Annotated in this window: 10 protein-coding genes and 1 tRNA gene; 8 read left to right on the top strand and 3 right to left on the bottom strand. The window is 55.1% G+C overall.

The features are described 5' to 3' along the window. Positions 1 to 725: 725 nt before the first annotated feature. From ACZ5C3_RS04665 to ACZ5C3_RS04630, 8 genes are all read left to right on the top strand, one after another. The gene (locus ACZ5C3_RS04665) at positions 726 to 878 is read left to right on the top strand and encodes a hypothetical protein (protein ID WP_464035639.1); all 153 of its coding nucleotides are present in this window, start codon (positions 726 to 728) and stop codon (positions 876 to 878) included. A gap of 781 nt (positions 879 to 1,659) precedes the next feature. After that, positions 1,660 to 3,045: a glycosyltransferase family 61 protein gene (locus tag ACZ5C3_RS04660; protein ID WP_464035637.1), complete on the top strand. Its 1,386-nt coding sequence runs from the start codon at positions 1,660 to 1,662 to the stop codon at positions 3,043 to 3,045. Positions 3,046 to 3,545: 500 nt separating this feature from the next. Next, entirely contained in the window at positions 3,546 to 4,337 is a 792-nt protein-coding gene (locus tag ACZ5C3_RS04655) for a 1-deoxy-D-xylulose-5-phosphate synthase N-terminal domain-containing protein (RefSeq protein WP_464035635.1), read from the top strand. Then, positions 4,334 to 5,242 carry a transketolase family protein gene (locus ACZ5C3_RS04650; protein ID WP_464035633.1) on the top strand — a complete coding sequence of 303 codons (909 nt, stop codon included), beginning with the start codon at positions 4,334 to 4,336 and terminating at the stop codon, positions 5,240 to 5,242. The genes ACZ5C3_RS04655 and ACZ5C3_RS04650 overlap by 4 nt, the downstream gene beginning before the upstream one ends. 48 nt (positions 5,243 to 5,290) lie before the next feature. After that, positions 5,291 to 7,255, top strand: a complete 1,965-nt coding sequence (locus tag ACZ5C3_RS04645; protein ID WP_464035631.1) for an NAD-dependent epimerase/dehydratase family protein — start codon at positions 5,291 to 5,293, stop codon at positions 7,253 to 7,255. A gap of 87 nt (positions 7,256 to 7,342) precedes the next feature. Next, complete coding sequence (locus ACZ5C3_RS04640) at positions 7,343 to 9,385, top strand: hypothetical protein (RefSeq protein ID WP_464044559.1); 2,043 nt, start codon at positions 7,343 to 7,345, stop codon at positions 9,383 to 9,385. After that, positions 9,382 to 10,287, top strand: coding sequence for a class I SAM-dependent methyltransferase (locus ACZ5C3_RS04635; RefSeq protein ID WP_464044558.1), 906 nt, complete (start codon positions 9,382 to 9,384; stop codon positions 10,285 to 10,287). Before ACZ5C3_RS04640 ends, ACZ5C3_RS04635 begins: the two co-directional genes overlap by 4 nt. Beyond that, positions 10,284 to 10,685, top strand: coding sequence for a GtrA family protein (locus ACZ5C3_RS04630; RefSeq protein ID WP_464035623.1), 402 nt, complete (start codon positions 10,284 to 10,286; stop codon positions 10,683 to 10,685). The genes ACZ5C3_RS04635 and ACZ5C3_RS04630 overlap by 4 nt, the downstream gene beginning before the upstream one ends. Before the next feature lie 54 nt (positions 10,686 to 10,739). Here ACZ5C3_RS04630 and ACZ5C3_RS04625 read toward each other — a convergent pair whose 3' ends face one another. The 3 genes from ACZ5C3_RS04625 to ACZ5C3_RS04615 form a co-directional block, all read right to left on the bottom strand. Continuing rightward, positions 10,740 to 11,489 carry a class I SAM-dependent methyltransferase gene (locus ACZ5C3_RS04625; protein ID WP_464035621.1) on the bottom strand — a complete coding sequence of 250 codons (750 nt, stop codon included), beginning with the start codon at positions 11,487 to 11,489 and terminating at the stop codon, positions 10,740 to 10,742. An 87-nt stretch (positions 11,490 to 11,576) separates the two neighbouring features. After that, the gene (locus ACZ5C3_RS04620) at positions 11,577 to 13,163 is read right to left on the bottom strand and encodes a hypothetical protein (RefSeq protein WP_464035619.1); all 1,587 of its coding nucleotides are present in this window, start codon (positions 13,161 to 13,163) and stop codon (positions 11,577 to 11,579) included. 609 nt (positions 13,164 to 13,772) lie between these two features. Then, a tRNA-Met gene (locus tag ACZ5C3_RS04615) sits at positions 13,773 to 13,849 on the bottom strand. Positions 13,850 to 13,975: the final 126 nt, after the last annotated feature.

The following is a 13,975-nucleotide window of genomic DNA, read 5'->3' as shown; positions in this document are numbered from 1 at the left end:
GGACATCGGTCACTAATGCCCCACTAGTTGCACAAGCCACAGAGGCCGAAAAAATTGAAAAATATCAATACTTTCTGCGCTTTTGGCCCTCCACGATGTTGGGAACGTGACCTAGCCCATCGCAGTATCGTGCCGTTTACACGACTGCTCCGATGCACTCAAGGTGATGACCGGTCTCGTTGAGGGTCGTTTGAGCTTTATGATGGGATTGTCCTGCTTCATTGGATATCGATGCCCTGAGGCCTCACGGTGTCGGTGGTCATCATTTATCGATTGACGTGCCGCGCGATGGTGAACGCGTACGATAGCTGACTGCGCTAGCCGTTATCGTACTCTGAACCAATGGCCCCCTCCCCGACTCATTCCGCGAGTTGTGGCCCGATATGAAATTAGCACCCGAGTGAGATTCCCGTCGGCGTCGGCGATCAGCCATCGCTCGCATGATGCTCCCCAGGCTTTGCGTCGCCACTATCCTCTGGACGAGACAAGTCGGCGAATCCCAAGCGGTTCGCTGGCAAGACATCGCTGCGCACTTGGTCTTGTGGAAACAGCAGATTGGTGGGCGAAGTCAAGCAATGTGTGACGATCTCCTTGAGTCGAAGGCATTGGAGATAATCTTCCCCAGTTCAGTGACGGCCGCGATCTTTACATCGGAGTAAGTCAGACCATTCTCCACACCGTGTCGTTTCCTTCGCATATTTCACGACGATCGACGGATCGTTGTTGTGTCGATCGTCGTGCCCCTGGTCAACGCCATCGACAACTTTGCGCGGCTTGCCAGGGTTGGTGATCTCGATGCCAATAGAGAAGCCAAGCACAACCCGCGTAACGGCGCCATTGCTGCTTATCACGAGACGAGTGGACGCCTTGCTGTTTGAGCCGTCAGCCACGAAAGCGATCACTGGAATCTTGATCTTGCGCAGCGCCTTCTTTGTATTCGGCGCTGCGTTTTGCTTGATCTATCTTCAGGAACAGTCCGTCGCCGCATCAATAGTTCAGTTTAGAAAGCGTCCCACCTAGAATTGATTATTTCCTTCGATTCCTTACGTTGCGGTGGTTCCACTCACCACACTTCGTGATGGCCGGCCCGGCAGTCGAAGCAATTGTTTTTCCGCTAATGGCTTTTTCGCTCATTCGAAACAGCCTAGAGATGCCATAAGCGAGATGCCAATTCGCTACGGGATGTTTATCACCGTAATGCTCACTGAGCTGATCCTGGCTTTTAGTCCGATCATCCCAGCGCACTGACAGAGCCCGAGGCGCCCAGCAAAGTAGCGATTTTTGTATTGCCGTTGCGCTGCTCGGACAAGTTGGAATGTCGCCATTGGCGGAACAGCGCTGTGCAATTCATATTGGCGCTCTGCCCCGGAAGCGAATTGCTCCGCGGAGACGATACGTTATATTTATCTAGACAAAGACACTGCACGTGCTGCCTAGAAGCTCTTTGAACGAAAAGGCAGCTACCAGACCAAATAATGCGCGACAGCATCAAGATGGATTCAGCCATTAGTCTAAGGGTAGGCAAATTGTAGGGATGCGCCAGATGGCGGAAAAAAGGCGCCCGGAGAAAGCAAGCTAAATACGGCTGGTGAAGCAGAAGTTTGCGAGCTATACCCAGCGACGTAGCTACCTTAGCGGCAATTCGCGATAGATGTCGAAATGATGACAGTCGATCGCGACAACAACAAGCACACCATCGTGCCAAAGTTCAACGAAACGACCGAGCAAAACCGCCTCCATCCACTAAGGCAGTTCTATCGATCGTACCTCGCAAGGCACCGAGTTTTCCGCGCGCTTAAGAATATCGCCATCCATCTATTTTGGGGAGTCTACACTCCGACGCGATGGCGCGTCGCCAAATTCATCCGCGCCAACACTCCGAAGCGCGGGCACGTCGCCATTCCAATGAATCTCGCACCTACCAGTAGCCGAGTTCTCATTGAGGCTGAACATTGGTATGATGTTCCATCTCCTAATTTTGTCGGAAAGACCCCCACCGATCAGAAGCATGGGGCCACAACCCCTGTAAAATCTCCGAAGTTAGAAATAGCCGAGATCATCGACGCATCAATTATAGGCGGCACCGATCTGATTTTTAAAGATCGCACGGTGATACACCCAGATCTATATAATCCTGCCACTGAGGTCTGCCCCGCAGAGACATTCGGACTCATCAAGGTTCACGGCAAGACAATCCGCGCGGTTAACAGGCCGAAGCGCCGCGTTCACCAAGCTGTATCCCTGATATCCCAATGCGAAGGAAATTACGCCCACTTCCTAGTTGAGGTTCTGCCAAGACTGACTGTCCTGAATCAGTCGAACTTATTCGATGATGCCCCAATCCTCATGGCGAAGTGGACGCATCCTAATTTCCACCGCGCGCTGCACGCTGTGAATCAAGGCAGAAGAGAGATCATCCTTGTCGACCGTTGGGAGTCAATTTTTGTAGATCATTTGATTACCGTCTCACCGACCGCATACATCGTAGCGGAACATCGCGACCACTATAAAACCCGATCTCTTGTGGCGTCTTCTCGGGAAAGATTTCCATTTTCCCGATCTGCCCTACTCTCCACGAAAGCCGCGATCCTATCTAACTACCCTAACCTTCAACCCTCTCGAGGGCTAAGCCGCCGCAAGTACTACCTGCGCCGAACCATGACAGGCAATTCTCGCCGCGCAACGAACGCGGACGATGCAGAATTGATCGCTGCACGAATGGGCTATCACGTCATCGACCCGGGCACGATGTCGTTCGACCACCAAGTGTCCCTCTTCAGCAATGCTAGCGCAGTAACGGGGCAGATCGGGGCAGCTCTTGTTAATACGCTATTCTCGCCTACTGGCTGCAAAATCGTAGGAATGTCGCCCTATTACCCTGAGGCTAACTACTTTTTCTGGTCCAATCTTCTGGGGGCCGTCGGCCACGACCTTGAATACGTCATTGGAAATCAAACAGAATCTTCCAGCCACACATTGCATCGAAACTATTCGATAGACCTAAACGAATACTCGTTGGCGTTAGAGCGGGCTGGAGATGGTTGAATGATCACTCAGCTCCTATTGTTGGATTAAGCATGCTCGGACGAGAGACAATCTGCGGTTAGCTTCTAGATTTGTCGGTAATTTCCCGGATTACCTTCCGAGAAAACGTCTGTTGAAGTAGCTAGCCATGCTGCAGAACGTGCCTCTAAAAAACTTTGAGGCCTGAATGCAAACGCGCACTCGTCGACAAATGTATGCGAACTACCCAAGCGATACGCCGCCGTTGGAGGGGCTCGTGCCGATATCGCAGCGCAGATGAAACTCTACCATCATCGGCGTCTTCACCATGCGCCCAGCTAAACGCCAACGGTGTTTAGCGCAAATGTCATAGCCAAGGTGAATGCTGTGGACATGTTGACAACGCTAACGCGTTGACCTCATGTCTACGGGCAAAGCGGCAGACACAGCCATTCGCCGCGTGATAGATAAAAGTCGGAGCGGGTTCCCGCCAGCTATAAATCCACGCAATGGTTCGGGATGGGGCCTACCCAGGACATTCTATGACCCGAATTTCAAACTCCGAACTAACTCCCGAGCGTCGGAAGTTGGCGATCGAGCGCCTCCTCACTATGCATTTCAAGTCCCGGGTCGGCCACATCGGCGGTAACCTATCGTCACTCGACGCCATGCTAGTGGTCTTCCACGACCTGCTCACCGAACACGACAGCTTTGTTCTGTCCAAGGGCCACTCGGCAGGCGCACTTTACACGGCGCTATGGAGCGTCGGGCGTCTGAGCGACGCCGACCTCGACACCTTCCATCGCGACGACACATTGCTTGCCGGCCATCCTCCTTCCTTCGGCATTCCCGACATCCCCTTTGCAACTGGGAGCTTGGGTCACGGACTCTCGTTGGCGGCCGGCACCGCCACCGGTTGGAAGCTTCAAAACAAATCCGGCCGCGTCTTCTGCCTTACCTCCGATGGCGAGTGGCAGGAGGGATCGACTTGGGAGGCGCTGATTTTCGCCTGCCATCACCGTCTAGATAATCTGACGGTCCTAATCGATCACAATGGCCTCCAAGGCTTCGGCCGCGTTACCGAAATAACCTCCATGCCCCCGCTCTGGGAGAAAGTCACAGGTTACGATGCTGATGTCACCGTGATTGACGGGCATGACATCAACACTATCCGGGAGACGCTCCACCGGCCCTGTTCGCGTCCCCACCTGATCTTTCTAAAAACGGTGAAGGGACACGGAGTTGATTTCATGGCTGACCGGATGGAATGGCACTACCTACCCATGAGCGACGAACAGTATCGATCCGCTATGTCGGGTCTGAAGTCGTCATGAGGACGCAGTTTTGCGACGCCATGGTCGCTAGAGCGACCCGGCCCAACATGGCCTTTCTGACTGGCGACCTTGGCTTCATGGCGCTGGAGCCGTTGCGAGAAGCACTTGGCAACCGCTTCATCAACGCTGGGGTCTCCGAACAGAACATGCTCTCGGTCGCAGCCGCAATGTGCCGAACCGGCCTCGAGGTCTGGGCCTACAGCATTGCACCTTTTGCCTACGCCCGCCCCTTCGAGCAGATTCGAAACGATGTCGCCCTGCACGATCTGCCCGTCAAGATCGTCGGTAACGGCGGTGGCTACGGCTACGGCGTCATGGGGCCAACGCATCACGCCATTGAGGACTACGGCGTCATGCTTGCACTGCCAGCTATGCAGGCCTGCGTCCCCGCCTTTGACGAAGATCTCGCTGCGGCCGTCGCGGAGGTTGCTGAGAATGGTCGTCCAACCTATCTGCGCCTCGGCCGCGGCGAGCCGCCGGCCGGCTACGTCGCGCCACCGTTCGCTCCTTGGCGTCGCCTCACAGAGGGGCGCGGGCCCGTAGTAGTGGCTGTCGGACCGCTCGCCGGCACCTATGTCGCGAGTTGCCTTGCTATCCCCGAGGACGAGCGGCCAGAGCTTTGGGCCGTCTCGATGCTGCCTATTGAGGACTATCCACCCCCCAGGGCCTTACTCCAACGACTTGCCACCTCCGGCAGGTTATTGGTTGCAGAGGAGCACGTGCGCCGAGGCGGAGTCGGCTCCGAACTAGCGCTTTGGCTGACCGAACGGGGTCTCGCTCCCCTCCATCTCAGGCACCTCTACGCAACAGCTCACCGTTTCAACCGCTACGGTTCGCAGTCTTACATGCGAGAAAAGTCGGGGTTGGATCCGACTTCGCTGCAGACTGCCTTGGCCACTCTCTGATTTTAACATCTCAAAACGCACTACCGCTCCACCTCTGGTAACGAGCTTATGCTGAAAACCTCTGATTACATTGCGATCCTGAAAGGCCCAATTCTGGTGACCGGGGCCTCCGGCTTCGTCGGGGCTAATCTGTTCAAGCGACTGGCGGCACATCGACGCGACGTCTATGCCGTCGTTCGCGAAAGCAAGGGCTGGCGATTGGCCGACATACACGACGACCATATCGTCGCCGCCGACATCACCGATCGCAACGCCGTCAAAAACCTTATCGACGCCATCGCGCCGAAGACCGTCTTCGATTGCGTCGCATACGGTGCCTACTCCTTTGAGGAAAACGCCGACCTGATCTACGAGACGAACTTCGCCGCGGTCGTGCGGATGGTCGAAGCTCTGGCCAAAAAAGATCTGGCCGCCTACGTCCATGCTGGCAGTTCTTCCGAATACGGAACTAACTGCACTGCACCGGTCGAAGCCGCTCCGCGAATGCCCGACAGTCATTATGCGGTTTCGAAGTCGGCGGTCTCCGACTACCTCGCCCATGTCGGTGAGCACCGCAAAGTGCCCTGCGTCAATCTTCGACTCTATTCAGTCTACGGTCCGCTGGAAGATACCTCGCGGCTCGTACCTAACTTGCTCCGACAGTCTCTGAAAGGCCAGTTCCCACCCTTCGTCGATCCGCGTACGTCACGCGACTTCGTCCATGTTGACGACGTATGTGGTGCTTTCATCCAGGCGGCGGTACGAATGCACCCGGACATTTATGGGCAGAGCTTCAACATCGGCACCGGCGTCCGCACAACGATCGCCGATCTGGCTGAGACCACCCGACACCTGTTCGACATCCGGGAGGCACCGCGCTTCGGCTCGATGGAGGGGCGCGCCTGGGATCTGCCCGACTGGTACGCCAATCCCGCACGCGCGGAGACGGCACTCGGCTGGAAGGCGACTATCGATCTCGCCCAAGGCCTGAAACGGACCTCCGAATGGGTGGCGTCGCTTTCCGATACCGACATGGCGACGTCGACCAAGAAGAACGCGCCCGTCCGCAAGCGCAGTGTGACCGCGGTCATCGCGTGTTACAAGGACGAGCGCGCCATCCCTCACATGCATCGTCGATTAACCGAGACCTTCACTAAGCTCGGCATCGACTACGAGATCGTCTTCGTCAACGATTGCTCTCCGGACGGGAGCGCCAAAATCATAGAGGAAATCAGTGTCAGCGATCCCCACGTGATCGGTATTTCCCACTCGCGCAACTTCGGTTCGCAGATGGCTTTCCGAAGCGGCATGGAGCTGAGCACAAAGGACTCGGTCGTTCTGCTTGACGGGGATCTGCAAGACCCGCCGGAACTCATCGAACAGTTCTACGAAAAATGGGAGGAGGGCTGGGACGTCGTCTACGGTCGGCGGATCAAGCGCGAAATGCCTCTCTTCTGGGGGCTCATGTACAAGGCCTTCTATCGGGTCTTTGCCGCCTTTAGCTACGTCCCGATCCCTCACGACGCCGGCGATTTCTCGCTGATGGACCGCAAGGTTGTGTCCTGGTTGCTGAACTGTCCGGAACGCGACCTCTTCATCCGCGGCTTGCGTGCCTACGTGGGCTTTAGGCAGACCGGCGTCGACTATCACCGCCCCGAACGCATGTTCGGCGTGTCGACCAACAATCTTCTCAAGAACATCGATTGGGCCAAAAAAGGCATCTTCTCCTTCAGCGACACGCCTCTCACCATGCTGACCGCGGTTGGCATCGTGCTGCTCGGCGTTTCCGTGCTGGTGGCAGCCCTTCTGATGGTTCTGCGCATGACCGTGCCAGACGTCGCGCCGCGCGGAATCACGACCGTGCTCGTCTCCATCCTATTCTTCGGATCGCTCAATCTGTTCGCAGTCGGTTTGGTGGGCGAATACGTCACCAAGATCATGGCCGAGGTCAAAGGTCGACCTCGGCTTATTCGAGCGGCGCTGATCCGCAACGGCAAGAGCACCGATCTTCTTCCGAGCAGGGAGAGATCCTAACAGAGCGGGCAAGGGACACCATCGACGAGAAAACCGCCGAACCGATACGCAGCGGCGTTCACCATTGCGGCCATCGGAAGGATAACTATGGCAAACAAGTCTTCGGCCCTATTGATCTACGGCCTCGTCGGGGCAACCTTGGCCATCGCAATCCCCTTATGGGATTACTGGCGCACTACCCTGAAGTCGCACTCGGCCGTTGATTTGATCCGATTCGACGGCAGACTTCTTCTTCTAACGACCGCGCCAGCCGTCCTCGTTCTGGGGCTCCTCTATCCCTTGCAGGCTTGGCCGTTTATCGTAGCCAGTGCTATGGCATCCGGTGTCGTCGCGGTATTCCAATCCGAGCGACGCTTAGTTGACGGCATTGCCATGTTTCTTGCGCTTCTGATTTCCGGACAGCTACCGTGGTGGCTCCGTGACGGAACCCCTCTCTCGCTTTCTGTTTTTCAGAGCATCATCGTGCCCGCTCTCACGGCCGGTGCCTTCTGGATGCTAACGCGGAACTCCGGCGCCTCAAACGGCAACACCGCCACAAAGTGGCTCACTGCGGCTTATGCCGTGTTCGGCGCCAGTGTTTGCTTCCTGGTATTGTCGACCGGCGTAAGCCGCACGATGCAAACCGCGATCGAATGGCATCACTGGAGTGCCTATATTGGGCCCGCACAAATGATCGCCGCCGGCGCGTTGCCGTTGCGCGACATTCCTCTCCAGTACGGGCTTGGCCCAAGCCTGATCCTGGCGAAGGGTTGCATCATCGGCAATTGCTGGGAGACGATGTATTGGACGGCCGGCCTGACGACGATTGTCCAGACCTTTCTGATCGCGCATATCGTTCTGAAACTCGGCCGGTTTCGCAATCCTGCGTCGGTTGTTATCGTTCTCATCATCACACTCGCAGCCTGCCTCCTCTGGACCGCTTATCCGCCTGACCTCCTGCCCACACTTGCGGTGCCGTCGACTTCCGGCATGCGCTTCCTTCCAGGCACAGTGCTATTGACTTGGATCGTCGACCGCATCATGAGGCACGATCCGATGACAACGTCCGCTAAATGGGGTCATCTTCTGTGGTTGGCGTGCATCTTCTGGTCGCCCGAAGCGGGTTTCCAAGCGACCACGATCTGGGCTCCGTACTTCTTCTGGACGCGGACTTTGCAGTGCGGGTCGGATCATCTCGTCTCACGTGGCATCAGCGCGGCTGTGACGCTGGCACTTGTCTTGGCGAGTGGTGTCGCAGCCTTCGCGATCGGCTACCGCCTAGCGTTCGGCGAATGGCCGTTGTTGGAGGAATACATCGTTTATGCGCTCCATCCCCCTGGACCGATGCCGATCAATCCGCGGGGCACCGTTCTTTTCGCCGTTGCATGTTTGGCTAGTTGGCTTCTCGGTTGGGTCTGGATCCGGAACACGGATGCGAAAGATGATGTACGCCGCGCAAGTTGGGTGATCGTCTTGTTCGCGTTCGCCACGTTCAGCTACTATCTCGGCCGCAGTCACGACAACAACATCCTTAATCTCTTGCCTTACCTAATGCTTCTGCTTGTGGCGATCCGCTCCGTCACGACGCTTTCCCCCGTCCGCACCTTCTCAGCGGGTCTCATAGCGGCGATAGTCGGATGGATTCCGACGTTCGGCATCTCCCACTTCAACGAAGCATGGGCCAAGGGATCGCTCTTCGAATTTGCACCCCGTCTACTCGTCGCCTCGTTCGATCGAGAGTCCGCGCGCGGTCTGTTTTACATTCGACCACAGGCCCTTGGATTGAACGCTCTCCCCGAGGAAGCGATTCCCGCCCTGAAATACATAAGAGAAACTGTTGGCGAGTCCGTCGAGATCTTCGACCTGTTTTTCTTGGTCGACGGCGCGGAGCATCACCCGCCGTGGAATGCCCTGCACGGACCAGAAAACTACGTCTTCATCCCGTCGGAGCTGCGCCGCACCTACCTAGAGCGAGTGGCGCGCCGCTTCCAGCGTCCTGGCTGGGTACTCTACGATACTCATTGGGACACTGCATCGTATCTAAGTGACTACGACACCGTGTACAACCGCGATCGCGAAGTGGAATTCGGCTCTTACAAGGCCATTCGCTATATTCCGAAGAATGAACCAGACGAGGACCACCCACGATGACAGCGCGCGCCTGCCCCGTCTGCAATACTGACTCGTCCACCGCACGTCTTTTCCTCGAACAAAACATCGATCAAGAGAGGCTATCCGACTTCAGCTTCGCGTCTCGCAAGCTGCCGGAATTCATGTGCCACCGCCTGGTTCAGTGCCCGAATTGTGACCTCGTCTATGCAGACGATCCACCCGATCAATCCGCGCTGGCTAACGCCTACCACGTCGCCGAATTCGATAGCGCACAGGAAGCCGACGACGCGGCCACCGCCTACGACCGAGCTATCCTACCGGTGCTCGCCGGTCTGAAGCGCAAATCGGCGGCGCTCGAGATCGGCACCGGCACAGGAATATTCCTAGAGGCCCTGGCGAACCACGGCTTCAAGACGGTGACCGGCATCGAACCCTCTTCGGCCGCCATTGCGGCCGCTCCTCCTCACCGTCGCGCCTGGATTCGCGAAGCTATCTTCCGTGAATCCGACTACGAGCCGGAAAGCTTCGATTTCATCTGCTGCTTCATGACTCTGGAGCACGTCCGCGACCCTCAGGAATTGGTAACCGGCGCCACGCGCCTGCTGAGACCCGGGGGCGCTATCGCGCTAGTGACGCATGACTACCGCAGCCCCGTCAACCGGCTGCTAGGCAGGCGGTCGCCCATCATCGACGTCGAACACATGCAGTTGTTCTCGCCAAAAAGCATCGAAACACTGCTTGAGCGGAGTGGATATCGCGGCATCAAAGTCGCCAGCTTTCCAAACCGATATATGCTTCGGTATTGGATTCGACTTCTCCCGCTCGGTCTTGGGCCGAAGAAGGCCCTTATCCGTTGTCTCGAGGCGACCAACGTTGCCGACATCAAGTTAACCTTCAACGTCGGCAACATGTTTTCCTACGGCTATCGGCCCGACGCATGAAACATTTGTTCCGCCACACCTTCATCCGGTTCTTGATAGCCGGAGCAGCAAATACCCTTTTCGGTTGGAGTATCTATACCGTCACCATTCTGGCTGGGTTCGAACCGTGGGTAGCGCTGATTTGCGGCATTGTCGTTGGCATCGCATTCAACTTCGTCTCGATCGGCGGCTACGCGTTTCGCCAGTTCACGCTCAAGCGCCTTCCTCAATTTGCCGCCTCTTACTCGGTTATCTATGCGACGAACCTGATCAGCCTTGACCTACTTGCGCGGAAGTTCGATCCAATCACGGCTCAATTAATCCTCACCGCCCCGATGGCAATTCTCTCCTACATTCTTCTTTCGAGATTTGTATTCAAGAAACACGAAGCGCCATGTAAATCCTCTGAAGACTCTTAACGCCGGTCAAAGCCCCTTCAGCAAGGCTTGCACGCAGCACGACAGCGTCAACGGTCACTTTCTGGCTGTCACGCCATACCCCAGTGGATCCATCGAGGAGCCCCACCCCGTGACAAATGAGAGATGCGCCAGAGCCAAGAAGACCATTGAGAGCGATCCGAAAAAGAGGATCCCCGGCAATCGAAACACCAAGAAACGATCAAGCTTGACCATTCGGACACAGATCACGATCAATTTATTGGCGATGACCGCGATGTCATTGCCACGCGGCTCCACACGAACATCTCGGAAACGAGAAAGCAGCTGCGCGAGTCCATAGAGCGTGAATCGTCGGTAATCATGCGGCACGAAATGAACCCGCGCGGCAAATGGCACAGTCATTACGAACGTGCCCCCCAAACGTAAAACGCGGTAGATTTCCGCGACCAACAACTCAGGTTGAGCTGCATGCTCGAGGACTTCTGTACAGATCACATAGTCGAATGTTTTGTCTGCGAACGGAATGTTTACTCCATCAAAGATCGTTACATCGCTCGTGGCAGCCATGTTAAAATCTACTGCCTGCGCGATATCTATGCCTTTGTATTCGACCTCCGCTGGGAGCAAGGATCGATATGGCATTTCTCCGCAACCAACGTCCAACACCTTTCCGCTCATTTTATCAAAGACTGGCTTCACGAAGCGATAAATCGTCAATGCTTGTAGATCGACGATCGAACGAGCGTGAAAAAATAGCCGACCCAACAGACCGTCGCTTTGCCTCTGCGGAATCGGTTTGAACTCTTCGATAATTTGGCTCTTCATTCGTCAGCCTTGTTTAAGCATATACGTGGTGGCAGCGGGCATTTCATAGATGAACTGTCAGGGCGGACGTCTGCTATTGCCATACTCCTACGCCGGGTCGCGGCTTCCGCAAGTTGCCGGCGTCAGAATGAGAGTTATATCACCGTCAGGCAAGAAGCGTGACTTAGGGGTAATCTTCCGATCAAAGATTTTATACCCTTCCGGGAGTGCTCGATCGGTCGATGCCGTCGCGCTCTGGGATGAGAATATAACGATGTCATGCGCAAGCAATCTCTCAGCGAGATTATAGTCTGGGCGCAAACGACGACTCCAATCATCGACCGGCACATTATGCATACCGGCCCCAACTGGCATAAGCTGATACTGTCGAAAGGGAGAAAGGATCGCGAGAAACGCGTCACGAGTTTCGTTTCGAAAATACCTCAGACCGCACGAGCGGGATTCGAGAAGCCGCATGTCATCGGCAAACCAATTGTAATATTCGAACACATTGCCACTCCAATGTTGCCCGTTGAAAAGAGCAATATGATCGTCGGTCGTTGCAGATTCAACCTGAGCCTTACTGGGCAGAAAATAATTGCCGCTATCATTTCCAAATGTGCCGATGACAAGACCGATCGACAATACGGTAAAGAGCGGAGTTGCAAGCGATAACTTATCGGCAACGAGGAAAACGAGACACAATCCTACAGTGACGCTGGTCGCCAAACGAAAGATCTCGTTGAGGTGGAGCGCCGAACTGAAAAGAAGTGCAGAGATAAGAGCCACAAACAGAAGATTCGGGTTACGGCGCTCTCGTCCCAATAAGGCGAACATCCAAACTGCAGCCGCCGACAACAAAACAAGCGCAAAAACGGTTTGTCGAGCGTGTTCGGAAAACGACACATGGAAAACATACCTCAGGAGCGTAATAATTGCCGAAACCAACCCATTTTGGAGAAAAATTGGCGCATATAATTTCGGAAGCTCAATTGCCGTCAACCGCCAATATTCGAAGAGCTCAGCACGCCAGAGGTAGAGGCCAAACGCGATGAGCGGCACAAAAAATCCCAGAATCGAAGCTACGCGGGAAACGACCGATGTGCCGACCGGCGAGAACCATACGTATATCGGCAGAGACGCGCAAACTGCGATCATAAGGGGAAAAAAAAGACCCTCTCGTGCTAGTACGGCGCATCCGAGAAGGAGCCCTCCGCACAAACCAATAAACCAGTCGTCCCCACTCCTCACAATCATCCAACATCCGAAAACGATGAATGGAAAAGAAACGTAGTTAGACCAAGGATAGATCGCGAGTGGATGAATCAGAAAAGCAGTAATGAATGTAAAGAGCGCGATTTTGCGCTTCGATGACAGTTGCAGAGCTAGGAAGTAAATGCCAACGAGCCCTATGGCGTAGAGGAGCGACACTCCAAAGATTAGTGAGAGGACATTGTGGTAAAGCGAATAAAACAAGAACTCGATGAGGGTCGTTAAGAGGCCATACTGAATAAATATTTCCTTATACGGAATACGCCCCTTAGCTAAGTCGACCGCATTGCTTAGCATTAAGCCCCAATGGTGCGGATCTAAATGGTATGCACCTTGCGCCAAAGAGAGGACTACCACCGCAGTAGAAATCAACAGCAAAACTGGGATATCGAAGCGGAAAATCGCTGACTTGGAATGCTTCATTCTGGGATGTTTCATTATGTGGGGAAATTCAGGAGAAGATCATCAGTCGACCGTCTCTCAAACAATGAAATTCACGAGAGACGTATCTTTCAGTGGGCGTATCGTAACGTGCCGCACTCATACATGTGAGCCATCGCTTAAAGCCTATTTGTCCGACGCTTAAATATATGAGAAACACACCACGTGCTACTCATCCCGTTCAAGGATAGTGCCTGTACGCCGCGTTCTACCATCGCTTCCCGGAACAATAAAAGAACGGCCCTTCGTGAAGCCCTCGCCACCTCAGAAGCGCGAATTAGCAGTGGATTGGCATGAAATGCAGCTTCGGCCTTCAACGCGCCCGAAAACACTCGCCGGTTTTGATTGTGCCACTTAGCGGCAGCGACAGCGGATTTTGTCGACTTAAAGGTGATGGACTATCGCGTCATGCTTCGCGCGCCCGACTCAGCTGTCGCAAAACTCGCGGGACGAACTAATCAAGACGCTGCGCTAGTTGATCAATTCCGCCATTGTCTGCGCGACGACAGATCTTGAGATCGAGATCCGCGGACGACTTGCTGAGTTGTTGGAAATTCCTACGTTCGCGGCCCGTTCCCAGGGGGGCCTTAGTGGTAGCGAGAGAGGGACTCGAACCCCCGACCCCAGGATTATGATTCCCGTGCTCTAACCAGCTGAGCTACCTCGCCACACGTTCCCCGGCAGATGCAAGGGTGAACCAGCGGCTTATAGGAAGTCAGCTAAACGCCTGTCAAGCGATGACGGTTGCTGATCAGCCCCGGTGAGCAAAATGCTCGGCAAACTGGGGCTCGTCC

The sequence above is a fragment of the Afipia dichlorophenoxyacetatis genome, from assembly GCF_055386385.1.
Note: the sequence above shows the minus strand (reverse complement) of the source record. Positions and strands in the feature narration are given on the sequence as shown.